Origin of the sequence: Rhodococcus sp. ARP2, assembly GCF_001029585.1 — a bacterium.
Classification (GTDB): domain Bacteria; phylum Actinomycetota; class Actinomycetes; order Mycobacteriales; family Mycobacteriaceae; genus Rhodococcus_F; species Rhodococcus_F erythropolis.
In genome coordinates this window covers 22,529-47,870 of the sequence record NZ_LEKE01000067.1, presented here as the reverse complement: position 1 = coordinate 47,870, position 25,342 = coordinate 22,529, and the positions used below count along the sequence as shown (strand labels likewise).

At 62.8% G+C, this 25,342-nt stretch carries 23 protein-coding genes; 10 read left to right on the top strand and 13 right to left on the bottom strand.

The window, feature by feature from the left end:
* Positions 1–7 precede the first annotated feature (7 nt).
* A complete protein-coding gene (locus tag ABX74_RS18815; RefSeq protein WP_047889445.1) occupies positions 8–1,441 on the top strand; it encodes an amidase in 1,434 nt (477 codons plus the stop codon).
* Here the strand turns inward: ABX74_RS18815 and ABX74_RS18810 are convergent.
* The 4 genes from ABX74_RS18810 to ABX74_RS18795 are packed head-to-tail and all read right to left on the bottom strand — an operon-like array spanning position 1,438 to position 3,413.
* A complete protein-coding gene (locus ABX74_RS18810) occupies positions 1,438–2,076 on the bottom strand; it encodes a DUF5701 family protein (protein WP_021345985.1) in 639 nt (212 codons plus the stop codon). The two genes, ABX74_RS18815 and ABX74_RS18810, sit on opposite strands and share 4 nt — an antisense overlap.
* Before the next feature lie 10 nt (positions 2,077–2,086).
* Positions 2,087–2,731, bottom strand: a complete 645-nt coding sequence (locus tag ABX74_RS18805; RefSeq protein WP_020909606.1) for a TetR/AcrR family transcriptional regulator — start codon at positions 2,729–2,731, stop codon at positions 2,087–2,089.
* Positions 2,719–2,982 (bottom strand): hypothetical protein, encoded by a 264-nt coding sequence (locus ABX74_RS18800; RefSeq protein WP_019745914.1) that lies wholly within the window; start codon positions 2,980–2,982, stop codon positions 2,719–2,721. Before ABX74_RS18800 ends, ABX74_RS18805 begins: the two co-directional genes overlap by 13 nt.
* Positions 2,979–3,413, bottom strand: coding sequence for a hypothetical protein (locus ABX74_RS18795; protein WP_031333873.1), 435 nt, complete (start codon positions 3,411–3,413; stop codon positions 2,979–2,981). The genes ABX74_RS18800 and ABX74_RS18795 overlap by 4 nt, the downstream gene beginning before the upstream one ends.
* Positions 3,414–3,567: 154 nt before the next feature.
* On the opposite strand from ABX74_RS18795, the gene ABX74_RS18790 reads away from it, so the two are divergent.
* Positions 3,568–4,896: a diacylglycerol/lipid kinase family protein gene (locus tag ABX74_RS18790; RefSeq protein ID WP_047889444.1), complete on the top strand. Its 1,329-nt coding sequence runs from the start codon at positions 3,568–3,570 to the stop codon at positions 4,894–4,896.
* A gap of 112 nt (positions 4,897–5,008) precedes the next feature.
* Complete coding sequence (locus tag ABX74_RS18785; protein ID WP_020909603.1) at positions 5,009–6,583, top strand: carboxylesterase/lipase family protein; 1,575 nt, start codon at positions 5,009–5,011, stop codon at positions 6,581–6,583.
* Positions 6,584–6,593: 10 nt separating this feature from the next.
* Here ABX74_RS18785 and ABX74_RS18780 read toward each other — a convergent pair whose 3' ends face one another.
* Complete coding sequence (locus ABX74_RS18780; protein WP_047889443.1) at positions 6,594–8,534, bottom strand: BTAD domain-containing putative transcriptional regulator; 1,941 nt, start codon at positions 8,532–8,534, stop codon at positions 6,594–6,596.
* Between the two features lie 118 nt (positions 8,535–8,652).
* On the opposite strand from ABX74_RS18780, the gene ABX74_RS18775 reads away from it, so the two are divergent.
* Complete coding sequence (locus ABX74_RS18775; protein ID WP_047889462.1) at positions 8,653–9,531, top strand: alpha/beta fold hydrolase; 879 nt, start codon at positions 8,653–8,655, stop codon at positions 9,529–9,531.
* Between the two features lie 2 nt (positions 9,532–9,533).
* On the opposite strand, the gene ABX74_RS18770 is transcribed toward ABX74_RS18775, so the two are convergent.
* Complete coding sequence (locus tag ABX74_RS18770; RefSeq protein WP_047889442.1) at positions 9,534–10,511, bottom strand: ABC transporter substrate-binding protein; 978 nt, start codon at positions 10,509–10,511, stop codon at positions 9,534–9,536.
* 244 nt (positions 10,512–10,755) lie between these two features.
* Here ABX74_RS18770 and ABX74_RS18765 point away from each other — a divergent pair, with 244 nt between their 5' ends.
* Genes ABX74_RS18765 through ABX74_RS18755 form a run of 3 tightly spaced genes read left to right on the top strand, consistent with a single transcriptional unit; the run spans position 10,756 to position 14,655 of the window.
* Complete coding sequence (locus ABX74_RS18765) at positions 10,756–12,309, top strand: MBL fold metallo-hydrolase (RefSeq protein ID WP_021345977.1); 1,554 nt, start codon at positions 10,756–10,758, stop codon at positions 12,307–12,309.
* A gap of 14 nt (positions 12,310–12,323) precedes the next feature.
* Positions 12,324–12,989 (top strand): YoaK family protein, encoded by a 666-nt coding sequence (locus ABX74_RS18760; RefSeq protein WP_019745905.1) that lies wholly within the window; start codon positions 12,324–12,326, stop codon positions 12,987–12,989.
* A 37-nt stretch (positions 12,990–13,026) separates the two neighbouring features.
* The gene (locus ABX74_RS18755; RefSeq protein WP_047889441.1) at positions 13,027–14,655 is read left to right on the top strand and encodes a cation:proton antiporter; all 1,629 of its coding nucleotides are present in this window, start codon (positions 13,027–13,029) and stop codon (positions 14,653–14,655) included.
* Here ABX74_RS18755 and ABX74_RS18750 read toward each other — a convergent pair whose 3' ends face one another.
* On the bottom strand, positions 14,656–15,093 hold the full coding sequence (locus ABX74_RS18750) for a DUF2867 domain-containing protein (protein ID WP_019745903.1): 438 nt from the start codon (positions 15,091–15,093) through the stop codon (positions 14,656–14,658).
* Between the two features lie 53 nt (positions 15,094–15,146).
* Between ABX74_RS18750 and ABX74_RS18745 the strand changes: the two genes are divergently transcribed.
* Together ABX74_RS18745 and ABX74_RS30770 are read left to right on the top strand one after the other, a co-directional pair.
* Positions 15,147–15,719, top strand: coding sequence for a TetR/AcrR family transcriptional regulator (locus ABX74_RS18745; protein WP_021333326.1), 573 nt, complete (start codon positions 15,147–15,149; stop codon positions 15,717–15,719).
* Positions 15,720–15,898: 179 nt separating this feature from the next.
* Complete coding sequence (locus ABX74_RS30770) at positions 15,899–16,027, top strand: hypothetical protein (RefSeq protein WP_003943237.1); 129 nt, start codon at positions 15,899–15,901, stop codon at positions 16,025–16,027.
* Between the two features lie 60 nt (positions 16,028–16,087).
* Here the strand turns inward: ABX74_RS30770 and ABX74_RS18740 are convergent, their stop codons facing one another.
* A complete protein-coding gene (locus ABX74_RS18740; protein WP_021333327.1) occupies positions 16,088–16,972 on the bottom strand; it encodes an NAD(P)H-binding protein in 885 nt (294 codons plus the stop codon).
* Between the two features lie 56 nt (positions 16,973–17,028).
* Between ABX74_RS18740 and ABX74_RS18735 the strand changes: the two genes are divergently transcribed.
* Entirely contained in the window at positions 17,029–17,355 is a 327-nt protein-coding gene (locus ABX74_RS18735; RefSeq protein ID WP_019745900.1) for a winged helix-turn-helix transcriptional regulator, read from the top strand.
* 7 nt (positions 17,356–17,362) lie between these two features.
* Here ABX74_RS18735 and ABX74_RS18730 read toward each other — a convergent pair whose 3' ends face one another.
* The 5 genes from ABX74_RS18730 to ABX74_RS18710 all read right to left on the bottom strand — a co-directional run bounded on the left by ABX74_RS18730 (position 17,363) and on the right by ABX74_RS18710 (position 25,170).
* A complete protein-coding gene (locus ABX74_RS18730) occupies positions 17,363–18,424 on the bottom strand; it encodes an alpha/beta hydrolase (protein WP_047889461.1) in 1,062 nt (353 codons plus the stop codon).
* Between the two features lie 83 nt (positions 18,425–18,507).
* Positions 18,508–19,977, bottom strand: coding sequence for a cellulase family glycosylhydrolase (locus tag ABX74_RS18725; protein WP_047889460.1), 1,470 nt, complete (start codon positions 19,975–19,977; stop codon positions 18,508–18,510).
* An 80-nt stretch (positions 19,978–20,057) separates the two neighbouring features.
* Positions 20,058–22,181: a phosphocholine-specific phospholipase C gene (locus ABX74_RS18720; RefSeq protein WP_047889440.1), complete on the bottom strand. Its 2,124-nt coding sequence runs from the start codon at positions 22,179–22,181 to the stop codon at positions 20,058–20,060.
* 104 nt (positions 22,182–22,285) lie between these two features.
* The gene (locus ABX74_RS18715) at positions 22,286–24,031 is read right to left on the bottom strand and encodes an Ig-like domain-containing protein (protein ID WP_223257963.1); all 1,746 of its coding nucleotides are present in this window, start codon (positions 24,029–24,031) and stop codon (positions 22,286–22,288) included.
* A gap of 29 nt (positions 24,032–24,060) precedes the next feature.
* A complete protein-coding gene (locus tag ABX74_RS18710; RefSeq protein WP_021333332.1) occupies positions 24,061–25,170 on the bottom strand; it encodes an Ig-like domain-containing protein in 1,110 nt (369 codons plus the stop codon).
* Positions 25,171–25,342 lie beyond the last annotated feature (172 nt).

Below are 25,342 nucleotides of genomic sequence, written 5' to 3'. Positions count from 1 at the left end.
CTGCCCCATGACTGATCTCCATCAATTGTCCGCTGTCGAACTCGCCGCAGTGATCGCCGCGAAGCAGGTCTCGATCCCCGAGGTGGCACGGTACTTCGTCGATCGTGCGACCACTTCCGATGACGTGGGTGCATTCACGACGATCGCCGGGGAACATGCGATCGAACTCGCCGAGCAGGCCCAGCGCAGGTTGGACGCGCGGGACGCCGGACCGCTTCCGCGCCTGTTCGGCGTCCCGACGGCTATCAAGGACCTCGACGCGACTCGCGGCATCCGCACGACCTTCGGATCGGCGCTCTTTCGGGACTTCGTGCCGGACGCCGATGACGAGATCGTCGAGGCGATCCGAGAAGGTGGTCTGATCGACATCGGCAAGACGACGGTGCCCGAGTTCGGGGCAGCGTGTTACACCGAGCCGGAAGTTGCTCCGCCCGCGCGCAGTCCGTTCGATCGCACACGCAGTGCTGCCGGTAGCAGTGGTGGCGCCGCGGCCGCCGTCGGCGCTGGTCTGGTGCCGTTTGCTCAGGGAAGTGACACCGCCGGTTCGTTGCGTTCACCGGCAAGTACGTGCGGAGTCGTGGGCCTCAAGCCGAGTCGCGGTCTGATCACGATGGGGGTGGCAGGTCACGACAACTTCGGTTTTGCGAGCAAGGGGCCGATCGCCCGAACGGTTCGCGATACCGCTGCACTGCTGGATGTTCTGGCGACGCGACCTGGCGCCGGGACGATTCACCCGCCCCGGCCGAAGTCGTTCGAAGAGTTTGTCGTCCAGGCAGAAGGGTCGCACTCTCGCCCCCTGACCGTCGCCCTCGCTCATGGCTCGGTATCCGGCGGCACGGTGGACCCACGAGTCTCCGAGGCGGTATCGAGGGTGGGCGTCGTTCTCGAGAGCCTGGGACACAACGTGTTCGAACGACCTCAGGTCCGAGACGACGCCTTCGTCGATGCCTTCACCACGATGTTCTTGTCCTTGGCCGGCACCAAGCCCATTCCAGAAGAGTACGAACACCTTCTCCGTCCGATAGTGCAGCACTTACGTGTTCGAGCGAACGAAGTGCCGTCGGGCGATCTGGCCGCGGCAATCGGAGTTGTTCAGGCATGGGCGCGGCGGTGGAGCCTGGATTACGCCGACGCCGATCTTGTTGTCACCCCGACGGTGACAACACCGCCGTTGGCAGTCGGTGAGCTACGTAATGACGAAGACCCCGCGACCGAACTGATCGACATGGTCGCTTTCACGGGAAACACCATCGTCGCCAACGCAACTGGATTCCCGTCGATCAGCTTGCCACTCGGTTGGACGGAAGACGGTGTTCCACTCGGCGTGATGATCTCGGCGAAATGGGGTTGCGACGCAGAATTGCTCTCTGCCGCTGCAATGCTGGAGAACGCGATGCCGTGGAAGGATCGATACCGATTCGACCGCGCAACCGTGCTCTAACCCGGGAGCGACGTCCGCCCGCCGGCCGATGCAAACCCCAACCACGTGTGGCGGTTACCCCACCAACACCACCCGACTTTCGGGGCGTTGCGGTTGTCTTTGCCGTCCCGGCCGGTTCCGTTGCTGATCCACACAGCCGGGGTTCTGGTGTCGAAAGATCCGTCAGGCTTACGCAATCGGGAGCCGATCGTCATGAAGCACTTTCCGCGTTCGAGGACGTCGGGGCGCTGCAACAGCCAGTGAATGCCTTCGGTGAGGGTCAGCGGCGTACGGTCGGCATCAACGATCGCGGGAAGTGCTTCGTCCGGGCTCCAATTGGCCAGGTGATCCCCGCGGTCGACTTCACCGAGCAGATACATCGCGGTATCAGGCAACGCGGCCGGCTCGGTAGGAGCGAACAGATCGACGTCGGCCATGTCGACGACAACGAAGCCCCGCTTGTTCTTGTGCTCGAGCAGGGGAGTCAAAATGGAAGCTGGAGCGAGTTTTTCGTGCACGGTAAGCAGTCCCACCTCACCTTGTCCGGCTGCGGCGGCTGCCCTGACGTCGCCGGCAGAAAGCCCGGCCATCTCGTGTACCCCGAGTTCGATCAATCGTTCGGCCTGCTGATCGATGGGCGGGAGGTCGAAGTGCATACCTGCGATCCTACCGATCGTGAGCAGGCCGATCGGTGGGATCGGCGGTGAGGGAAGTCGGCCACGAGACGCCCAACGCGCGCATGATGAACGGGACGGTGGTCGCCACGACGGTGTCCACTCGGTCGCCGGCCATGAGCATCGGGCGTCGGCTTTCCACGCAGGCGAGGATGAGTTGCGCGGACGCGGCAGCATCGGAATCGACAAAGACGCCGGCGTCGACACCTTCCTGGACGAGCTGTTCTACCAGAACCGACAGCGGGACAATATGTTCGAGGAAACTTTCGCGATCTTGCGCGGACAGCAATTCGACCAACGCGATTCCCGTGAATCGCTGCAGTGAGAACTCGACGAGCGTCAGTTTGACGAGGATTTCGATTCGGTCGACAGGATTCTCGCGATCCGCGAGTTCACGCTCGGCCAGGAGCAGGAATCTGTCCATCTCGCGGGTGGACCAGGCAAGCAGTAACGCAGATTTGTCGGGGAAGTAGTTGTACACCGCTGTCCGTGAGACACCGGCTGCCTGGGCCACAGTCTGCAGCTTCACGTTTTGCCAGCCCTGCTCGTGAAGTTCGCGAATGAACGCGTCCAACATGGCTTCTCGGGTCGCGATCTTGTGTTCTGCGGTTGTCGCGCCACCGGTCAGCTTCGGCATGGTCGATCCTCCTGTGTCTGATTCATGGTCACGGGGAGGTCGAACAGATCCGCAACAAGGCGTGGATCACCCTGCCACATCGAGACGGGTACAAGCATCATCTGCTGCGCGATCGAGCGTACGGATCGGCAGACTTCCTGCGCTTCGGCGGCGGTGAGCGTCGTGCGTTTGCGCAATCGCTCCATCTCCGCGGCAGTCAGATCGGTGATCCATTCTTCGGCCGCAAGCGAGAGGGGTGAATCCGGTGTCACGGCCGATCCAACTCGGCACTGGAGAACCTCGAAGTCATCACGGACAGCATGATGACGGCGACGACCGAAACGGCGTGTGCCGCCGCCAGCCAGAGCGACTCGGGTGCATGTTTGTGGAGGGTCGGCGCCATCAGCATGGCCATGAGGAGGGCGAGACCCGACAACATCGCGGGGCCGTTGGGTCGGCCGACAAGCAGGCTGACCAGGAGAACGAGCGCGACAACGCTGCAGGCCACGTCTACAGGCGGGTACGTGGTCGGGACGATTCCGTGGACGGTGTCGGTCAGGTTCAGCCCGATCGACACCAATTGTGCGAGGCCTGTCGCGCCGGCCAGCCAGGCCGTCCACCGCAGTCCGTGAAGACCGGCTTTCCGCACCACGGTCAGAGGCTCCTCCGAAGATCCCCATGCTGCGGACGTCGGTGTTGTCACGGGCCTTCTCCTTTTTATGACGAGGTGTCGTCATAAAGTATCAGCGCTGGAAAAGTGGGTTTCCGAGGGTAGGTAATTGGCTAGTCCTGAGGAGACAGACACGGCAATATCAACAGTTGAATATCCGACGAGGCGAACTGCGGGAGGTGGCTCGATGACGACCCCTGTCCGCACGGATCGGCCCTCGTCGAAACAGAGTTGGTTGGCGCGCGCGGCATTTGCTGCGCTGGTTCTTGCCGTCGTGGTGCTCCTGATTTTCGCCGGACTGAAAACCTTGACCATGCTGATCCTGGGGATCGGTGGGGTGGTCGTGTGCGTCGTAGCGGTGTACTGGTTTCTGACCACCCGCGGATTCCTCCGCTGGATCTCGTTGGCTGTGGCGGCTCTGACGCCGATCGTGGTGCTCGCCTTCCTGATCCGAGAACGCCTCTTGTGGGTGGTGCTGCTCTCGATCGGATTGTTCGTCATAGCCGGTATCTGCGCCCGCGCCGCTTTGGAGGGGGAGGAGAAGGAACTGCCGGTGGTCGAGCGACCGGCGCCGCCGCCCGCCAAACCGTTCTTCGTGATGAATCCGAACTCCGGCGGTGGCAAGGTCGAGAAGTTCGACTTGAAACGCAAGGCCGAGGAACGAGGGGCCACGGTCGTACTGCTCCAGGGGCCGGAGAAGATCGACGTGACGGCCTTGGCCAGGCAGGCGGTCGCGGACGGCGCCGACTTACTCGGTGTTGCCGGTGGCGACGGAACTCAGGCGTTGGTTGCCGCTGTCGCGGCAGAACACGACCTGCCCTTCCTCGTCGTCAGCGCCGGGACGCGCAATCACTTCGCCGCGGATCTGGGTCTCGACCTCGACGATCCGTCACGGTGCCTCGACGCTCTTGTCGACGGCGTCGAGGTGACGGTGGATCTGGGTAATGTCGGCGGTCGAACCTTCGTCAACAACGCATCGTTCGGGGCATACGCCGAAGTTGTCCAGAGTCCGGAGTACCGCGACGCCAAAACCAGCACCTTCCTGCAGAAACTCCCGGATCTGCTCGCCGGACGCGCCGGAGCGGTGCTGACCGCGCGCTCCCCGAGCGTGTCCGCGGTGGGTCCACAGGCGGTTCTGGTCAGCAACGGACCGTACGAGATGAACGACTTGGCGGGGCTCGGTCATCGCCCGCGATTGGACCGGGGCACTCTCGGGATCGTGGCGATCTCCGTCGGCAGCGCCCGTCAGGCCGTCGGGTTACTCCATCGGGCGCATCAACGAGGCCTGGCTCAGGGCACCGGATTCGAGGTGATCATCGACGCCGACACCGACGAGATTCCGGTCGGCGTCGACGGTGAGGCTCTGGTGATGCCGACTCCCGTCAGGTGCACGGTCAGCCCGCAGGCACTGAGAGTCAGAGTCCCCCGAGACCGTCCGGGCGTCCGTAGGCCCAGGCATGCCTGGGATCTGGTCCGATTGCGAGAGTTGGCTAAGTTCACGAAATCCGGCGCATGACCTGGCGATAGCCTTGCATGACTGCCAGCAGAGTGAATCCGGCAAACATGTCCGATTTGCACCGGATGCTGGCAGCATTGAGGGCCGGTACGGATCCTCGAGGAGCAATCGAATGACGATCACACCCAGCGAAGCGCCGGTAGTCGAGACAACGTACGGGCCGGTTCGTGGATCCACGGAAGGTGCGGTATCGAGTTGGAAGGGGATCCGCTACGCGGCACCTCCGGTCGGGTCGTTGCGTTTCCGCGCACCCGTTCCGCCACAGCCGTGGACCGAGATTCAAGACGCAACAGAATTCGGTCCGTGTGAACCGCAAAGTCGACTTGCGATGATCCCGCTCGGTGAGAACGTTCCGATGGATGAAGACTGCCTGTTTCTCAACGTATGGGCGCCGGGCCCCGTCGGCTCTGATGCGCCGGGTAAACCGGTCATGGTCTGGATTCACGGCGGTGCGTACTTTCGCGGAGCATCCAGCCAACCACTTTTCGACGCAACCACATTGGCTGAGAACGGTGACGTTGTCGTCGTCTCGATCAACTACCGCATCGGTGTGTTCGGCTTCGTCGATTTCTCGTCCTTCAACTCGGAAGAACACACCTTCGAACCCAATGTCGCTCTCCGCGACATGATTGCAGCGCTGCAATGGGTTCAAGGCAACATCGCGGCCTTCGGTGGTGATCCGAATCGGGTGACGTTGTTCGGCGAGTCGGCAGGTGGCGGCGCTGTGACGACGCTGATGACCGTGCCGTCCGCCCGTGGCCTGTTTCATCGCGCTATCGCCGAGAGTTCCCCCGCCACTTCGGTGTACGGGAGTGAACGTGGCGAGATCGTCGCGAAGCTGTTTCTGGAGATCTTCAGCGGCGGTGGCGATCTGGGTCTATTGCGGTCCACGTCTGCCGAAGACATGATCGGGCCGTCAGACGAACTGTTTGCTCGCGTCCCTCAGGAGACGCCCGGCACTTTGGCGTTCGCGCCGATCGTCGACGGTGATCTGCTCCCTGATTACCCGGTGCGCGCGTTCCGTCACGGCAGTGCACACCCGATTCCGCTGATCATCGGAACCAACAAAGACGAATCTTCGCTCTTCCGGATGATGAAATCGCCGTTGATGCCGATCGATCCCGTCGTGATCACGTCGATGTTCGCGGAGATCGCCGACGAGCACCCTGGGCTCGAGCTACCCGATCATTCGCAGATCGAAGGCGCGTATTCGGGGCTGTCCAAGCTGGGCGCTGGTCTCGGGCTGACCCGTGACTTCGGATTTCGTTTGCCCACGCTGTGGATTGCCGAGGCGCACAGCAAGATTGCACCGACCTGGTTGTACCGATTCGACTACGCGCCGCCGATGCTCAAGGCGCTGAAAATTGGTGCGACCCACGGGACCGAACTTGCCTACGTCTTCGGCAACATCAATCACGGAGCGCGGGACATCACCTACAAATTGGGTGGGCTGAGCGCGGCGCGTCACGTGTCAGAGCGCATGCAGGCGAGGTGGCTGGATTTCGCCAGAGCTGCAGGTGATTACGGCACCGGGGCCGATCGTGAACTGGGTGCGGACCCGGGATGGCCAACTTACGACACCGACACACGCTCGACACTGTTGATCGACAAGCACGATGCCGTCGTCGCTGATCTGGATTGCGAAATCCGGGAGGCGTGGGGCGACACGGTGATTGCATTCACCTGATGGTTCCGGTCTACTGCAGTGTGGCGAGATAGTGCGAGACGGGTCCCGCTGTGAGCATTCCGCTTCCGGCGCCGGCAATTTCGGCGGCGGCAGGTAAGAGCGCCGCTCGAGCACGCTCCTTGACTCGACTGTCGCCGACTGCAGTGGCCGCCGCGGCAGTCAAGCACCACAGTGCCTCGGAGAGTAGGTCTTTGGGCGGGTCCGGCAATGCCTCGACGGCCTTCGCAGCTTCGTTCGCCTGCCCCTGTGCGATGAGCAGGTGTGGCCGGGCCCAGGGTTCGTACGGGCCCCACTGCGTAGCCGGGTCGAAAATTGCCGGCAGTCCCCGCCACACACGGAGGGCGAGAATTGCGAGAGGGAGTATGCCGTCCTCGAGACCCGGCATGCCGGAACCGGAAAGGTTCACCGCCGCAGCTTCGTACAGCTTCTCGCAGTGCGCCGCTTCTGCGCCGGTAGTGGCCGTTCGCATAGCGCGAAACCAGGTGGTGAACACCGCTGCCAACGGCCGTTCGTGACGTCCGGCCAATCGATCAACTGTCTCGGCGTGTAGCTCGGCTGCGTCGAATTGCCCCAGTGCGCTGAGGGCTTGCATACGGATGAGATGTCCGAGAATCTCGAAGGTGGACAGTCCGTGTCGAGCGGAGAGGTCGACCAGTTCACGGCCGATGCCGTCGCGCTCGGAGGCCAGACCGGTAGTCCAGAACGTCTGCATGAACAATCCGTTCAGAGCGAAAGCCAGGAGACCTGGATCGTCGAGAGAACGACTGATCTGCACTGCAGCGCGGGCACATTCGAGCCCACGATGACCGGACAGTCCGCGCGATTCGAGTGCAATTGTCGCCAACAGTCTGGCCCGAGCGGGTTCGTTGCCGACCGGAAGTCGATCGAGGGTGCGCTGAGCGGCCGCGACGATCTGCGCAGCCTGCCGAGGATCGTCGGATCGTGTCCAGATTCCGGGCACGTCGTAGTTGCCGATGATCCGTGCGGTGAGTTCGACATCGTCCAATTGTTCAGCGGCACCGATGATTGTCAGTCGTTGGTTTCGGGCAGTCTCGAGTCCGCTTCCGCCCGTAACTGCCAAACTTCGGAGGAGACCGACGGTTGACTCCAATCTCGATTTCGATCCTGCCGCTACGGTCCGGTCGTACGCTGCCGAAACCTGAGTGAAGATCTGTTCTGCCGCTACAGGATCCAGGTGGTTTTCGCGGCGGAGAATGTCGGACTCGAGGTCGGTCAGTCGTGGCCCGGGGTCGATGCCCAACTCTTCGGCGAGTAGCTCGCGTGCGCGACGTAGGACTGCCAGAGCATCGCCTTGACGGTTGGACCGGTACAGCGCGAGAGCGAGTAGTCGCCAACCGTCCTCGCGCCAAGGGTGTTCCGTGACGTGGGCGTCCAGATCGGGAATCGCTTCGGCAGTTCGCCCGAGATCGAGTTGCGCGGATGCGAAGCGTTCGACGGCAGTCAGACGCAGTTCCTCGAGGCGTGACCGCTCAGATCGAGCCCACGGTTCTTCGGCGAACTCCGCGTAGGCCGGCCCTCTCCACAGTTGGAGCGCGGTTCGGAGCAGTTCGAGTGATTGCGCCGGCGTCGAATCGGCGGCTTCACGTACCAGTCTTTCGAATTCCCAAGCGTCGACCGCGTCGGGTGCAGCGCGAAAGGCGTAGCCAGGCCCTTCGGTGACAATGACTTTCGGCTTCGTTCGCGGGGCACGATCCGGTTCGAGCGCGCGCCTCAGTGCGGAAACGAACGTACGTATTGCACTGGTAGCCCCGGCCGGAGGATCGACCCAGAAGTCGTCGACAATCACGTCCACCGGAACAACACGTCCTCGGGCAATGATCAGACGAGCGAGGACCGCTCGGTGTCGTGGACCTTTCAGATCGATCAACCCTGACGAATCGTTCCACGCGACCACGGGTCCGAGAACTCCGAAAAATGTGTGGTCTCGCATTTCCCCACGTTATCGCGCTCATCGAATGCTCATCGACTACGGCGAGGCTGATTGGCATCACCCCAACTATTGCCATCACCCCAACTATTGCCATCACCCCGACAAACGAGAGCGACCGATGACGATCACCATTCCAGGCTTCGACTATCAGCAGATTTCCACAACAGACGGGGTGCGGCTCAACGTCGCGGTCGGCGGAACCGGAACACCACTCGTCCTTCTTCACGGTTTCCCCCAGACGCACCTCATGTGGCGTCACGTCGCCACTGCGCTGGCGTCGGATCACACCGTCATCTGCCCGGATCTCCGCGGATACGGAGCCAGCGACAAACCGGTCGAGGAAAACCCGGACACCTACTCCAAACGAACAATGGCTGCCGACATCGTCGAGGTGGCCAGGAAATTGGGACACGAGAAGTTTGCCCTCGTCGGCCACGATCGTGGCGCACTGGTTGCCGTCAGAGCGGGGCTGGATCATCCGAATGTGATCACGCAACTCGGCTCGCTGGACGTGCTCCCCACCCTGGATATGTGGGACATCCTGCATGGATCGAATGCTGCTGTGGCGTTCCATCTCTATCTCATGGCTCAGCCACCTGGTCTTCCCGAGCAGATGATCAGCGCCAGCGCCGACGCGTTCTTCGAGCACTTTCTCGACGTGTGGACGCAGAACCGCGAAGCGATTCCGGTAGACGTGCGGGCGGAATACCTGCGCGCCTCACGGGAGGCGGTGCCGTCGATCGTTGCCGATTACCGGGCGTCGGCAGGCATCGACATCGAACACGATCGGGCCGATCGCGATGCGGGTAACCAACTGCATATGCCGGTCACGGTCATTCAGCAGGACTGGGGTTCGATGCTCGGCTACGACGCCGAGGCCCTGTGGAAAGCGTGGGCGCCCGATCTCGAGCACCGCACGCTGTCCGCAGGTCACTTCATGGCAGAAGAGGCGCCTGCCGAAGTGGTCGAGGCGATCCGCACTCTGCTGAAAAGGTAGTTCTAGCGCTTGACCCCGGCCGCCAAGTCGTCGACCAGGACCTTGGCGGTCAAGGCGTATCCCGCGGCCTTGTAGTAGTCGAACGGAATTACGCGACCGGCCTGTGCGGCGGGCAGGCGCTGCCACGTCGGCGAGGTGTACACGCTGCCGGAGGCGCTGCGATCCAAGGCGAAGATGACGTCGGCTTCTTCGAGACGGTTGAACTGCTCCGACCCGAGCATCACGCGAAGGTCGGGGCCTTCACGGAGCACCTCGAACCCGAGGTCCTCGGCGACGGCGGTGCGGAAATCGTTCTGGAACCACGCGATCTGATCCTCGGCGGCGGCAACGAAGGCAACCTTCTTGCCGGCCATCAGCGGTTCGACGGTCGGGCGGACCTGAGCTACATGGGCGTCGTACTCGGCGAGTACTTCTTCGGCGCGATCGCTGCGCCCGATGCCGGTGAGGAAGTCCGACATGACCTTCCGCCATTCCGGGGTGAAGTCCTTGCCGACGGGCAGTACCGGTGCAATCTGCTGCATCCGGTCGTTGCCGTACGACCCGGTGTCCCACCAGCCGGCGCTGAGGACGAGAAGGTCCGCGCCGAGGGTCGAGATGTATTCGAAGTTGGGATCCGAAGCACCTTCGGCGAAAATCTCGACACCGGTGGCATCCGGGACCTCGCGGCGCAGGTGTTCGGCTGCGCCGGTCGGGTAGGCGGTCACCGGGTATCCGGCGAGGATCGACAATTCGAGGCCGTCGCGTGGATCGAGGGCAACGACGTTCTGGGGGTCCGTCGGAATGATCAGCTTCTCGTCGCCGCGTGTGAACTCGAAGGTCTCCGCGTTATCGGGCGTCGAACTTTCCGTGCTGCCGCAGGCGGTGAGAAACGCGGCCGCAGCGACGCCCGCGCCGACGCCGAAGAAACCGCGCCGCGTCAGGTTGTCCACGATCGCCCAGTAGTCGCGATCGGTCGTGGAGGGAGAAAGAAGACGAGTCATGTTTGTTAGGTTAGCCTTAGGGGCTGCCTTCGGGAATGGCGAAACAGCTCCCGCGAGCGCCAAGAAATACGGCGAACACGCCAGCGCAGAGAGTGCTGTCCGCGTCACCGGCAGGACTGATTCACAACCCACTTTCGACCTCTGACGTGCATGACGTCACAACCGACCGCCTCCGCGATCGCAATTTGGCCCTGATCGCGCCGACTATGCTGAGTTGACCAGCAGTACGATTTCGGAGGTTGCAATGCAGATCACCAGTGTCGGCCACGCAGGATTTCACATCCAGACCGAGGCCGGATCCATCCTGTGTGATCCATGGGTGACCCCGACGTATTTCGCGTCCTGGGTGCCGTTCCCCGACAACACCGAGCTGGACTGGGACGCGCTGGGCAACTGCGACTACCTCTACGTTTCGCACCTGCACAAGGATCACTTCGATCCGAAGAACCTGATCGCGCACGTCAACAAGGACGCCACCGTCCTGCTCCCCGATTACCCGGTGCCGGACCTCAAGCGTGAGCTCGAGAAGCTCGGCTTCCACAAGTTCTTCGAGACGGAAGACTCCGTCAAGCACACCGTCAGCGGTCCCAAGGGCGATCTCGACATCATGATCATCGCTCTGCGCGCTCCGGCGGACGGTCCGATCGGTGACTCGGGCCTGGTCGTCTCGGACGGGGAGACCACCTGTTTCAACATGAACGACGCCAGGCCCGTCGACCTGGACCCGCTGACCGACGCCTTCGGGAAGGTCGACATCCATCTGCTGCAGTACTCGGGCGCGATCTGGTACCCGATGGTCTACGACATCCCGAAGGGCACCAAGCGCAACTTCGGCAAGCAGAAGCGTCAGCGCGGCATGGACCGCTGCCGCAACTACATCTCCCAGGTCGACGCTGCCTGGGTTGTCCCGTCGGCCGGCCCGCCGGTCTTCCTCGACGACGACCTGCGTTACCTCAACGACGATCACGGCGACGAGGGAAACATCTTCCCCGACCAGATCACGTTCCTCGAGCAGATGCGCATCAACGGCAACGATCGTGGTCTGCTGATGATCCCCGGCTCGACCGTCGAACTTCGGGGAAGCGAGAAGGTTGCCCTGACGCATCCCATCCCGGACGCGGACGTCGACAAGATCTTCTCGAACAAGGCCGAGTACATCGAGAAGATGGCGCAGAAGATGGCACCGGTCATCGCCGCGCAGAAGGCTACGTGGGCTCCGGCCGAAGGCGAGCCGCTGCTCGACGGTCTGAAGGCCAAGTTCGAGCCGATCATGGCGCAGTCCGATCTGATCTGCGACGGAATCGGCTACCCCGTCGGACTCGTGATGGGAGAGGAGACTGTCGTCCTCGACTTCCCGAAGCGGATCGTTCGCGAGCCCATCGACGGAGAAGGTAAGTACCGCTACGGCTTCCGCATTGCTCCCGAACTGGTTCGCACCGTTCTGCGTGACGACGAGCCAGACTGGGTCAACACCATTTTCCTGTCGACACGCTTCACGGCGTGGCGCATCGGTGGGTACAACGAGTTCCTCTACACGTTTTTCAAGTGCCTCACCGACGAACGCATCGCATACGCCGACGGCTGGTTCGCCGAGGCGCACGACGACAGCGCGTCTATCGAGTTGGGTGGCTACGAGATTCAGCGTCGTTGCCCCCACCTCAAGGCTGACCTGTCGAAGTTCGGTGTCGTCGACGGCACCAACCTCACCTGCGATCTGCACGGCTGGCAGTGGGATCTCGAGACCGGCCGCTGCAAGACGTCCAAGGGCCACGAGCTGCGCACCAGCAAGCTGAGCTGAACCGAGCTCGTCGGGTGACGGGATACAGCAGGTCGCTGATCGGCCTGGCGACAGCGCTCGCCGGGTTGGCCGGTTACGTCGACGCGCTCGGATTCATCACGCTCGGTGGGCCTTTCGTTTCGTTCATGAGCGGCAACATGACGCAGGCGAGCGTCGCATTTGCCGACGGGGTGTGGTCGACCGCGCGGGTGGCAGGCGGCATCATCGTGCTCTTCCTCCTGGGAATCGCGCTGGGAACCGTCGTCACCCACTTCACGGAGCGGTACTCCGTCCGGACGCGCAAGGTCACGGTGCTTGCGGTTGTGGCTGGACTGCTGGCCATCGGTTCGGTGATGAGCAGCCTCGACGTCACCCCAGGCGCGATCTCGGCGATGGCCCTGGCGATGGGAGCCGTCAACTCGGTGTTCCAGCGCGACGGTGAGGTGACGATCGGTGTCACGTACATGACCGGTGCACTGGTCAAGATGGGCCAGCGTCTCACCGGAGCCTTTCTGGGCGGCCCGAAGTGGGCGTGGCTGCAGCACTTCGGGATGTGCGCGGGGTTGATCGCGGGCGCGGTAGTCGGTGCGCTCGTTCATCGGTGGATCGGCCTTCACGCTCTGTGGCCTGCTTCGGCATTCACGGTTCTTCTGATCGCCGTCGCGTGGCGGGTTTCGCCCCCGGCGCCGGCACAGGTGTAAAAAGAGCGGGGTACACAAGCCGGAGTGCGGGGGAACTGTGGATGCGCTGATCATCGTTGTGCTGGGACTACTCGGAATCGTCGCCGCCTCGACGCTCGGGGCGCGGATCGGAGTCGCGGCGCCGCTGATTCTGGTGATGGCCGGGATCGTTGTCAGCCTCCTCCCCTTTGTCCCAGCGGTGGACATCGATCCGGAATGGATTCTCGCGGGTGTGCTTCCGCCGCTGCTGTACTCAGCTTCGGTCTCGATGCCGTCGATGGAGTTTCGGCGTGAATTCGGTGCTATCGGTGGGCTCTCAGTTCTCCTCGTCGTGGTGAGTGCGCTTGTTCTCGGTGTGTTCTTCTCGTGGGTGATACCAGGACTCGGCATCTGGTGGGGCATTGCACTCGGCGCGATCGTGAGCCCGACGGATGCCGTCGCGACGTCCATCGTCAAGAAACTCCCGGTCTCGCCGCGGGTGGTGTCGATCCTCGAAGGCGAAAGCCTGCTCAACGACGCTACCGCTCTGGTCCTGTTGCGTACTGCCATCGCCGGAGCGGCCGCGTCGGTATCGCTGTGGAGTGTGTTGGGCAAGTTCGCTTTTGCCGTCGTCGTGGCCGCGGTCATCGGTGTTGTCGTCGGCAAGGTCAACCTGATGGTTCGTGCCCGTGTCACCGACTCGACGGTCAACACAGTCATCTCGTTCACGGTGCCGTTTCTGGCCGCGATCCCCGCCGAAGAGTTGGGTGCATCGGGTTTGGTTGCTGCCGTCGTGGCCGGGCTCGTCACCGGCTACGACGCTCCTCGGAAGCTCTCGCCGCGTCATCGGTTGTCGGACTCCCAGAACTGGCGCACAGTCGAACTGGTCCTCGAAGGTGCGATCTTCCTGGTGATGGGCCTCGAACTCTCGTCGATAGTCGACGATGTCCGGGTCGACCACGAGGGAATAACCACCGCAGTCTTCGTCGCTGCGGGTGCACTGTTCCTCACGATCTTGGTTCGGGCTCTGTACGTCGCGCCGCTACTGCGAGCACTCCAAGCGCGGGCAAACTTTCGCGAACGCATGAAACCCAGACTCTCCGACATCGCGAATCGTCTCGACAATCCGGAGGATTACCCACCGGACGAAGGGCGGCGTAGCAGGCGCCGGGCGCCTTCGGCGAATCAGATGGAACGGTTCAAGATTCGGGTGCGTCGGACGGTTGCCGATATCGACTACTACCTAGCCGCACCGTTGGGATGGCGTGAAGGGACGATCGTCATCTGGGCCGGTATGCGCGGAGCGGTCACTCTGGCTGCCGCGCAGACTCTTCCGGAAGACACTCCGAGTCGATCGCTTCTGATCTTGGTGGCGTTCCTGGTCGCAGCCGGCTCGTTGATCCTTCAGGGTGGGACGTTGAAGCGCGTCGTAGTGGCGGTCGGTCCGGCAGCGCAGGACCTCACCGATTCCGAACTCGACGAACATCGACGTTTGCTCGCTCTACTCGAGGATGCTTCTGCGAGTTTCGTTCCACCCGAGGGGCAGTCGAAGAAGAAGACCCGGCTCGACGTCATCGACGCGCAGCGCCAAGCGCTACTCGACGCGCGGGACGACGGCCTGTTCGACGCACGGATGCTCGGATCGGCACTGGCCGCGCTGGACGCCGATCAGATCAGCCTCGAACTCAAGGGCGGTCCGGACGGTTGATCACGTGCACAGTCTCTTTCGAGCAGACGTCATCATTGCCCGCGTGATCACGCCGTGCAGTACCTGAACTGGTGCGAAGTAGATTCGGCCCGCGCGGTTCTTCAGCTCCACGGCAGTGACGACGTGCAGGAGACCGGCGTCGTTGTCGGCCTGAACCGAGGCGACGAATCGTAGGTGTTTCTCGTCCGCCTCGATGAGGGCCTCGCCGTCGGCGATCTTGTCGACGGTAAAGGTGTCCGGGCGTCCCTTGGCGATGCCGAGCAGTCCGACTACCCGCTCCCTGAGCCAGAACATCGCGAGGACTGGTGCGGGGACATTCCTGACGTCGAAGACGGCCTGCGCCCACTCCTCGGATGTATGGGTCGGAACAGACGGGATGGTGATCGTGGTGGCTTCTGCCCAGTCCGGTGCAGGCATTGCCTTGAATGCGAGTGTCATTTCATCCTCCGTACGGTGCCGTATGGAACTTACCCATACGGTACCGTACGGAGGTGACGAATGCCCGCGCCCGACTCTCCCGCGATCAGTGGATCGATGCTGCTTTCGAGGCTCTGACCAGCCACGGGCCAGGTGCCGTCGCTGTGGAGAAGGTGGCACGCACGCTGGGATCGACCAAGGGTTCCTTCTATTGGCATTTTGCGAACCGTGACGAATTGCTGCAGGCTGCGCTCGATCGATGGGAAGTTCTGGCAACCGAGCGACTGATCTCTTCCGTCGAGGCCTCCGGCGAACCGGCAGAGGTGAGGTTGCGTCGCCTGGTCGACGCGGTCACAACCGGACTGGCCGGTCGCCGTGCGGAGTTGGAACTGCTTGCCGGGATCGACCATCCTGTGGTTTCGGCGGCGGTTCGACGTGTCACCGAGCGTCGAGTCGCCTACATCGTGACGTTGTTGGTCGATCTGGGGATGGACAGGCAGAAAGCGGAACATCGTGGCGTACTTGCCTATTCGATGTACCTGGGGCAGATGCAATTGGTGCACAGTGCGCCAGATGTGGTTCCTGGCAGCGGTGCGGACGCTCACGCGCTCGCCGACGAGTTCGTGAGCATGGTTCTGGCCGGGTAAGTCCGCCATCGAATGCAGCGTGATCTGCGCATCACCCTGCGCTTTCAGGTGAGGGACCACACATTGCGCGTAACCCATAGTTACAGATACTTTGAGGTCAGCTGAAGTGGGGTGCCGGATATGTCGGCATTTCCCGGAGGCGCAAAACCGTTTCACGACAGGAAGAAAGGTGACTCACCATGAGCGTTGTGCTTATTTCGTTGCTGGTCGCCGCTGGACTCACCGTGCTGGCCACCAGTGACGGTGCCGGTCTGGACTTCGGGAGTCGGCAGCTGAACCGCCAGTTGAAGACCCGCACGCACCGGTAACCCCGGAAATCGGCCGGCTCCACGCGATATTTCGCGGAGCCGGCCTTTTGCGTTGTCCGGTCAGTTCACCCCGAGATCTGCCAGCCAGGCCCGCGTGCTGCGGGCAGTGATACCCAAGGCAGCAGTAGAACCCGTCGCGGAGTCGAACGCGACGCTGTCGGCAGATTCGAGTCCCGTGTAGAGCTGGGAAACCCCGGCTGCTGCACCCGCTCCGATGATCGGCGCAATCGATGCACCGAAGGCATCGGGTGTCACGGCTTCGAAAGTTACCGCGCGCGAGAAGTGTTCGGCGAATGCCTCGGCCAATTCGATACCGGTGATCGCCGGAATCTGTCCGATGTCGACCGCGTCCGGTGCTACGTCGAGAGTCAGGGCCGCGACGGCTGCATCAGCGACGTCGAGATGTGAACTCCATGCGACCGCGAGATCGGCACGCAGTGGGTAACGCAGGACGCCTTCGTCTTTCACTCCCGACAGCACAGTGGGCAGAAGAAGATTCTCGAGGAACAAACGTGGGGTCAGAACGGTCACCGCGATGCCTTCGGCGCGAAGTCCGTCGACGAGCTCGGAGAGAACGGGTGTGTTGGGACCGGCAAGCGGCGAAGTAGCGTCGCCGATCACCGTGCCGCTGGTAGAGATCACGAACCGCGAAGGGCGTGCCGCTCTCGCTGCAGCCAGAACGTTGTGGGCATAACCAGCTAGCGTCTCGGTGTCGCCGGCGAGTGGCAGGTGAAAGAACACCCCGTCCGCCCCGCGATAAGCGTCGGCGAGAGAGTCGACTGACGCATTGTCCGCGACGACGGTGTTCGCACCCTTGAACGTCTGGTCAGGGTTACGGGTAATTGCTCGGACTTCGGCCCCTGCCGATCCGGCGAGAGCCGCGACCAGTCCTGCGAGAACGGGAGAGCCCTGTGCGCCGGTGGCGCCATGCACTGTGTAAGTCATGACGCCTATAGTTCACATCGGGAACCAGTTACTTCAAGTGAACTAATGGGGAATCGATGAGTGAATCAGGTCACGTGCTTCCGGAGTGCGGCGTCGCGCGCTTCCTGCTGGTCCTGGACGGGCCGTGGGCAACGCTGATCGTTCGTGAGCTCACGCACGGCCCCATGCGCTTCACGGAACTACGACGCGCTTTGCCCGGCATCAGTCCAAGGACACTGTCGGCCAGGCTCAAACGTTTCGAGGAGTTCGACCTGGTGACCCGGACTGCTTACGCCGAGGTGCCGCCGCGAGTGGAGTACGAACTCACCGCGACGGGGATGGAACTGCGCTCCGTGCTGGAAGCGATGGTCGAGTGGGCGGATCTGGCACTCCCCGTTTCCTGACGCGCCCTCAGCGCGGGCCCGAAAGTCCAACTCGCAGAGCGCCACAGGCCTCGAACATCGCGTCTTGTCCGGTGTGGCCGACGCCGGTGGTGTTGACGAAGGCGTGGATCAAACCGCTGTGGCGCCTCAGTGCGACCGGGACTCCGGCCTCTCGCAGCCGGTTCGCATACGCTTCGCCCTCGTCGCGTAGTGGGTCGAAACCGGCGACCGCAACGTACGCGGGCGGTAGGCCGGCCAGGTCCGGAGTGAGCAGCGGTGAGACTCGCGGGTCGAGAGCCGAAGTGCCGCCCGACAGGTAATGGGCTGCATACCAGTCGAGTTGGGCGTCGGTGAGAAAGAAGTCGGTGCCGAACATCTTGTGCGACGGGCGCTTCGACGAAAGGTCCACCCAGGGAAAGAAGAGCAGTTGGAATGCGGGTTTGACGTCGTCTTCGGTCGTGGACTGCGCGACGACGGCAGCCAGGTTCCCGCCGGCGCTGTCTCCGCCCACCGCAATGGATTTCGGATCGGCGCCCAGTTCCGCGGCATGTTCGACGCAGTACCGGAATGCGGCGACGGCGTCGTCGATCCCGGCGGGAAAGGGGAACTCCGGTGCCAGCCGGTAGTCCACCGACAGCACACTGACTTCGCCGTGGCGGGCCAGGAAGCGGCACACACTGTCGCCGCTCTCGAGGCTGCCGAGGACGAACCCGCCGCCGTGGAAGTACACCAAAAGTGGAGCGGGCGTGGAGACCCCGGCCGGGCGATACAGCCGAGCGGAAATCGCGTAGTCCCCGGCCGGAATCTCGAGGTCGCGAACCGTTTCGATGTAGATGGGCGTACCGCCGAACAGTCGCGATTCGGCGTCGATCTGAGCTCGTCCCTCTTCGACCGGAAGATGCTCGAAGCTCGTACCTTCCACTGCCGAGAGCAATCGCAGTGCAAGCTGGATCTCGGGGTGCAGAGTCTGTCCGTCGATCTCCTTCGGCTTGCCACCGAGAATGCGCTGCGCGCCGGTCGGTAAGGCGCCAACGACATCGAGCACCGCCCGCGCAACACGATCTTGGACAGACATCTTCTCCGTGGACATACTCGCCTTCCGTCGGCTGATCACCCGTCGCTTGTACGTTACGAAAGAACTGGACAAATATCCAGGAACTTCGACGCTCGCGATCAGCTTGCCGGCGTCACCGTGACTGTGACGGGGCCCGCGTCGTCCGCGGTTTCCACTGTGAGAAGCCGGCTTTGGGGGTTCCAGTTCACGATGTCGGCGCCTGCGACGTCGACGCCGCCGGGAAAGCCGCTCTCGGGTAAGTAGATCTCGGTCGGTGCCGTCACCGCGGGGTTCGGGGTGAACGTCAGCTGAAGGCGGTCGACGGTCGAGGACCATTCGGTGGGTGTGCCAGCGACGGCGCGCGGATACGGCTTGTTCAGGGTGTCGACGAGGAGTGTCTGTGTTCCGTCCGGCAGGTACGGGCCCCAAGGCCCGGGATCACTGGACCAGTAGGAGACGCCCGCGCCGAGTTCTCGGGCGGTCGTGTAGACGCGGTCGATGTAGTCGGTTGCGCCGGGCAGTGTTGTGTCGAGCCCGAATTCGCCGAGAATGACCGGGACGCCGCCGAGTACGTTTCCGGCTATGTGTTCGACGCTGTCGCGCCAGGTGTCGATGGTCGCGTCGGTGAGTGTGCGTGAGAGGCCGGAGTATCCGTCACCGAGGTCGAGGGGCAGTGGGTACAGGTGTGGGCAGTAGGCGATTCGCTGTTCGCCGGCTCGTGGGTCGTTGATCTTCGTCAGTCCGCTGGGGACACCTTGGTTGACGCCGACGGCCTGCGGGGCCACGCACACCCAGCTGTCCTGATCGACTTCCCTGATGGCGTTGGTGGTTCGCTGATACAGGGCAGCGAGGGGCCCGCCTTCGAATGCGGGGCCTTGGAGGGAACCGCCCCACGGCTCGTTCATCAGGTCGTATGCCACGACGGTGTCATTGCCTGCGAAACGTTCGGCCACCGCCTGCCATGCGTTCGCGTAGTGCTCGACCAGTTCGGGGTGTTGGCCGGTGGTGTTCCAGAAGTTGTCGAATGCGCGCATCACGCCGGGTTGGATGTAGTACAGCTCCCAGCGGTCTTGAGGGCTGACCGGAAGGCCGTCCATGTATGTCGCCCAGGCCGGTGCGCCGTTGCCGATGTTGCCTGCGCCGTTGCCGCTGTTGCCCTCTGGTGTGATCGCGCCGGAATAGACGTCTTGATGCATGTCGAGCATGACCTTGTAGCCGCGCTCGGCATACCAGCTGACCCGGTCCTCGACGCGGTCGAGATACTCCTGGTCGTACTGTCCTGGTTCCGGTTCGACCGAACGCCAGGAGATCAGGAACCGCACGAAATTTGTTCCCATGTCTGCATGTTCGCGCTCGAGGTCGTCTTCGGTGAACTTCGGCATGCCGTCGGGTGCGCTTTTTGCGCTCGACGCCGTGTTGAACCCTCGCAGGATCAAGGAGCGGCCGGCGTCATCGGTCAGGTACGACGGCGACATCGAAGTGCCACCGGCGCTCCCCGACGTGGGCAGGCTACCTTCGGCAGCGGCGATTCCGCCGCCCAGTATCAGTGAGCCCGCGACTATCAGTGCTGAGAGCGGGATACGGCGCACGGAAACTCCTCCTGGATGTGTGGATGGATTGACTTGTCCGACTGGGGATTCAGCCCTGGTCTTGATCACTCGGTGTCGATTCACGTCGGTTGGCTTACGCTGGTACGCCCGTTTTCGATGTGTCCGACGAGCACGCGCTTGAATTCAGGATCTTCGTCGACCGTCACGGTGGCCTGATACCAGCCGTCCACCGACGCCACCGCCCACCGGCCGCGTGCGCCGGCAGCGAGCTTCCGTCGGTCTCCGTCGACGTCGACGGAGAGTGCACGACTTCCGGAATTGTTCGCGGTCAGTACAAGCGCGCGCGACCCTGCGTCGATGGTTGTCGAGACGTCGAGCGAAGCTGCCGCACTGTCTGTAGCTCCACTGAACTCGCGCCTGAAACCATTGGGACCCAACAGGGTCAGGCTGTAGACGCGATCACTGAGCGCAACGGTGTCATCGACCTCGCCCAGGAGGTCGTAATGCCGTGGCTCGTCGAACTCACCTGCGTACGGGTACAAGGCCAGGTGAGTTGATGCGGCACCGGCATTGACCAGATGGACCGTCAACGAGCCGGTTTCCGGGTTCACCGTCGTGTAGGCGTCGGGCTGATAGGGAAGGGCCCGTGCTGGTCGAGTGCCGCTTTCCTGCAGGGGCATTCTCTGCTCGGTGGGTGGGGTCGGTGTCCACCGCGGTTCCAGAGGCGGAGTGGGCTGCGGGCGCGCCAAAGTCGGTCGGCTACGCGGGTTGGCGAAGTCGAACGCCGACGTCAGGTCGCCACTCACCGTGCGTCGCCACGGGTCGATTTCCGGCTGCGTGATTCCGAACCGCTTCTCCAGGAATTGCGTGACGGACGTGTGGTCGAACACTTGTGAACAAACGAAACCGCCAACAGTCCACGGCGAGATGATCGTCATCGGCACCCTCGGGCCGAGGCCGAGCGGCTGATTGCCGACCCATTCGGTTTCGACCGAGCGCGGTGGTCGAGGTGGCGGTACATGGTCGAAGTACCCGTCGTTCTCGTCGAAGTTGACGATCACGGCCGTCTTCGCCCACAGATCGGGATCGGAGGCGACGGCGTCGAGCACTTGATAGAGCAGTGTTGCGCTCGCCGCAGGTGACGATCCCGATGGGTGCTCCGAATCCACTTCGGACGGAACGAGATAACTGACTTGCGGCAGTCGGCCCGACTCGACGTCCTTCCTGAACTCGGCGGCCAGTGTGCCGGGCCGGGATCGGTACAGTGCGCGATCGTAGAGTTGGCGATCAGCAGGCGACAGTTGGTCTGCAGCATTCTCGAGGGCCAGTACCGCTGCGTCCTGGACCGGCGCCGGCATCGACGGCAGGGCGAGATAGAACCCGGCCAAGGTCTGCAGTTCGTAGGGGAGCAGGCTTGGCCGACCAAGCAGCCCTGCCGCCACTTTCTTGAAGGCAGTGAAGTATTCGAGGTTGTTGTCTCCGAAGTTGTCCCACTCTTGGTAGGTCTTCCAGGAAATGCCGGCGGACTGCAACCGCTCGGGAACCGTCGTCCATCCGTAGCCGGCGTGCCAGGGGTTGTAGGCCGCATTGGTTACAGCTCTTCCCTCGGGGCCGGGCGGATCCGAAGGCAGGACCGACTCGGTCGGATTCGGCGAAAGTGGCTCGCATCCGGTGTATCCAGAGACCCAATAGTTCCGGTTGGGGCTCGTCGACGTCGGAACGGAGCAGTGGTAGGCGTCGCAGATTGTGAACGAGTCCGCCAGTTCGTAATGAAAGGGAATGTCTTGCCGGTCGTAGTACGCCATCGTCGTACCGGTCTTTGCCGCAATCCAACCGTCGTGCCAGCCGTCGGCGAGTGCGGCATGTCCGCCCGCCCAGCTGTGATCCAGCCCGGTGACGTTCTGGGTGTCCATACTTTGTGCCGCAGCGGAATCGCGGATGGGGAAGGGGAGCACCGGACCGGTAGGTCCGGGTTGTTCGAAGACGCTTTGGCCGCTGCGTAGACGCAACGCATTCGGATCCCCGAAGCCGCGAACACCCCTCAGAGCGCCGTAGTAGTGGTCGAAAGATCTGTTCTCCTGCATGACGAGGACTACATGCTCGATCGAATCGAGCCCGCCGGAGTTCGCGGGTGTCGCCAGTGCACGTTGAAGCGACGGCGGCAGAAGGGAAGCGGCGGCGACTGCAGTCGCGCCGACCCCGGCGGCGAGAAACGACCGTCGAGAAAAGGAATTCCTGGACACTTGTGCTCCATCGATCAATCAATCAGTGCTATGACTACGGCCGCGACATGCTGTTGCCGCTGCTCCGAATCGGTGCAGCGGCAACAGTGTCGAGAGAAATGCGATCAGGAACCGAAGAGACCGCCCAGCGAACCGAGGCTGCCCGAGCCGCCGTTTCCGCCATCATCAGGCGCAGCAGAAACCTTTACGACGGATTCGTCCGACGCAGACTGCGTGAATCCGCTTCGCCCGGCGTATGCCGCCTTGATCGGATGATCGCCCGTCGATGCGAAAGTGTGCGTCAGTCGCGCCACACCGTCGACTCCGACGACAACGGGTTGTCCGATGGGTTGGTCACCGTCGAAGAACTGAACCGAACCCCCGCCCGGATTAGGACTGACCGTTGCGGAAAGTTCTGCCGCGACATTCTGCTTGGCCGTCGCGGGAGCTGCCAGTGAGGTCGAGGTGGTGACATCGGACGGCGCGGGATCAGACACGGTGACGGTTTGGGCCGATGCCATCGACGGCATGAATCCTGTTGCGCCGGAGTAGTAGGCCGACACTGCATGAGATCCGGCCGAGGTGAATGCGTGTTCCAGAGTGGCTTTTCCGTCAGCGCCCACCGGGATCGGGGCACCGATATTTGCAGCGCCATCCTTGAACTGGAGAGTGCCACCAGTGGGGGTCGGCGTGACCTGCGCCCTCAGCGACACCGATACGCCCGTCTTTGCATCGGTAGGAACGTTCACGGCAGTGTCGGTTTGCTTGACGACAGGTGCGGCAGTCACCGTGACCATCGCCTCTGTCGAGTTGGAACTCTGGAATCCGTTGACTCCCTGGAACGTTGCGGAGACCCGCGCGGTTCCGGCGGTGAAGAAGGTATGCGGTAGCCGGGCAGTGCCGTCGGCACCGGGCGTGACAGGTGTACCGACGTCAGCGCCGTCCACCCTGAACTGCACGTTTCCGTTGACCGGCGCCGGATCCACCTTTGCGACAAGCTCTGTCGGTGTGCTGGCTTGGATCGAGTCGGGCATCTGGATTGTGGTGGTTGTCGGTTGGCTGACGTAGATGGTGGTCAGGGCCTGCCCACCGGCGTTGAGGCCGGAGTTCCTGTTGTCCCGCGGGGAGCAGTTGTAGCGCTCCCAGTAGTTGACTGTGAAGACATCCTTCTCGCGCTGGACGAATGTGAGCGCATTTCGGTCGTCGTCGTAGTTGGCGGAGCCGGGATCGGAAACTCGCAGCGAAGGTTTGATCTCGCTACCAGCCGCACCGGCTTTGACTGTGACGTCGACTGCGGGGAGTCGGAACTTGGTGTTGGCGCCGACGATGATGCCGTCACTCGATCGAACCGCGGAGGACGGACCGTTTCCGATGGTCCGATTCGATCCGGAGATACGCAGGTGCGTACCGGATGCCGATGGATTACCGCCGTCGTCGATCTGTGCGACTGTTGGAGTGGCACTGTCGGATCCGAGGCCGTACGCACTGTCCGCCACAAGCTGGGAACTCACGAATTCGACGCCCGACGGGATGTCGAAGTCGTACTTGATCCGGGCCCAATGCACGACTCCACGGCTGGCATGGCCGCCGCTGTTTGCCTTCATCTCGTTCGGCTGCACGCGGTAGGTGACGGTCTCACCTGGTGCCGCGGTGGTCGGTGCGGTGATGGTGACCCCCGAGCCGAGCGTCTCGTTGAATGTGATCGGACTTGCCGCACCGTCCATCTCGCGCACATGGCATGCAGTTGTGAAGGCCACGCTCTTGGTCTCGGGGGCAGCAGAGGCGGTCCCGCCGCCGACGATGGAGAACAGCCCGCCGGCCAGTACCGAGACGGTTGCAATCGCAGAGCCGCGTAGGAGTTTCGAGTTCATCGACGAATCCTGGTTTCTGTTCACAGTTTTCACGACCCGAATCCGGGGGTACCAAGGCTGCCGAGGCTACCGGTGCCAGGCTCGGGCTCGGACGGTTCGACCACGTTGATCGTCACGGCGCCCGACATCGATTCCATGAAACCGGCAGATCCCGTGTAGTACGCCGTGATGTTGTGGTCGCCCGCTGTTGTCATCGTGCGGTTGGCCTTTGCGACACCGTTGACGACGGCCACCGGAGCGCCGAGGTCGACCCCTCCGTCACGGAACTGCACTGTTCCTCCCGACGGCCACGGAGTGACCGTTGCCGTCAGCTCCACGGAGTCACCGACGACAGCTTTACCGGGTGCGTCGATTCGCGTCTGTGTCTGAGCGAGACTGGAGTCGACATTGATCACGGCGAGCGGCTGGCCGCCTGCGTTCAATCCGGCCGAACGATTGTCGCGTGGTGAGCAATTGGTGGTCAGCCAGTATTTGACGCCACCGAGCAGTGTCTCCTGTTGCAGGAAAGTCAGGTAGTTGGCGGCACTGTCGTAGGAACCGGAGTTGGTGTCGGAAACGCGGAGCATGGGCTTGATCTGGGTTCCCACAGCCCCTGACGTGACGGTGACGTCGACTGCCGGGAGCTGGAACGTCTTTCCTCCACCGACCTCGATTCCGCCGCCGCCGTTGTCGTCGGTGTTGGGTCCGTTGCCCGCCGTGATGTTGTTGCCGGAGATACGAAGATGCGTCCCATTCGGATCGGGTGAACCGGCATCGTTCACCCGCGTGATCGTCGGGGCGACCCCACCCAGATTCGAGCTGGTGCCGGCCACGATCTGCGCCCCCACGTAGGAGGTGCCTGCAGGGATGTCGAAATCGAACTTGAGACGCGTCCAGTTCACGACGGACCTGAGGTCGTAGCCGTCATTGGGGACCGTCATCGGCTTGGGGGCGAGTCGGTAGGTGAATGTCGAGTTCGGCGGAACCACGGTCGGGGCACTGATCGTGACGCCGGAATCACGCGTCTCGTTGTGTGTGATCGGACCGGGGAACTGCCACCCGTGACACGATGCCGTGAACGGAAGGTTCACATCAGCGGCGGATGAAACTCCCGCTCCGCCGACGACCAGGGCAACGCATCCGGTCAAGGATGCGGCCACCCCTACTCCTCGGCGCATCAACGTCGACACCATTCACATTCTCCTTGAGTAGCGCTCGAAAAAATCGAGCTCTCGGCTTGAAGCCGGGTCCGGGAACCGGCCTCGAGCTGACAGAGAAGCGAATACGTCTTCGTCGTTTGCTCACCACCAGCTCAAACCCTGGAGAGGAGTA

What these genes read in the sequence shown, in the direction of transcription:
- ABX74_RS18815 (WP_047889445.1), top strand. Translation starts at nt 8, where the DNA reads ATGACTGATCTCCATCAATTGTCCGCTGTCGAACTCGCCGCAGTGATC.
- ABX74_RS18810 (WP_021345985.1), bottom strand. Translation starts at nt 2,076, where the DNA reads ATGCACTTCGACCTCCCGCCCATCGATCAGCAGGCCGAACGATTGATC.
- ABX74_RS18805 (WP_020909606.1), bottom strand. Translation starts at nt 2,731, where the DNA reads ATGCCGAAGCTGACCGGTGGCGCGACAACCGCAGAACACAAGATCGCG.
- ABX74_RS18790 (WP_047889444.1), top strand. Translation starts at nt 3,568, where the DNA reads ATGACGACCCCTGTCCGCACGGATCGGCCCTCGTCGAAACAGAGTTGG.
- ABX74_RS18785 (WP_020909603.1), top strand. Translation starts at nt 5,009, where the DNA reads ATGACGATCACACCCAGCGAAGCGCCGGTAGTCGAGACAACGTACGGG.
- ABX74_RS18780 (WP_047889443.1), bottom strand. Translation starts at nt 8,534, where the DNA reads ATGCGAGACCACACATTTTTCGGAGTTCTCGGACCCGTGGTCGCGTGG.
- ABX74_RS18775 (WP_047889462.1), top strand. Translation starts at nt 8,653, where the DNA reads ATGACGATCACCATTCCAGGCTTCGACTATCAGCAGATTTCCACAACA.
- ABX74_RS18770 (WP_047889442.1), bottom strand. Translation starts at nt 10,511, where the DNA reads ATGACTCGTCTTCTTTCTCCCTCCACGACCGATCGCGACTACTGGGCG.
- ABX74_RS18765 (WP_021345977.1), top strand. Translation starts at nt 10,756, where the DNA reads ATGCAGATCACCAGTGTCGGCCACGCAGGATTTCACATCCAGACCGAG.
- ABX74_RS18750 (WP_019745903.1), bottom strand. Translation starts at nt 15,093, where the DNA reads ATGACACTCGCATTCAAGGCAATGCCTGCACCGGACTGGGCAGAAGCC.
- ABX74_RS30770 (WP_003943237.1), top strand. Translation starts at nt 15,899, where the DNA reads ATGAGCGTTGTGCTTATTTCGTTGCTGGTCGCCGCTGGACTCACCGTG.
- ABX74_RS18740 (WP_021333327.1), bottom strand. Translation starts at nt 16,972, where the DNA reads ATGACTTACACAGTGCATGGCGCCACCGGCGCACAGGGCTCTCCCGTT.
- ABX74_RS18735 (WP_019745900.1), top strand. Translation starts at nt 17,029, where the DNA reads ATGAGTGAATCAGGTCACGTGCTTCCGGAGTGCGGCGTCGCGCGCTTC.
- ABX74_RS18730 (WP_047889461.1), bottom strand. Translation starts at nt 18,424, where the DNA reads ATGTCCACGGAGAAGATGTCTGTCCAAGATCGTGTTGCGCGGGCGGTG.
- ABX74_RS18715 (WP_223257963.1), bottom strand. Translation starts at nt 24,031, where the DNA reads ATGAACTCGAAACTCCTACGCGGCTCTGCGATTGCAACCGTCTCGGTA.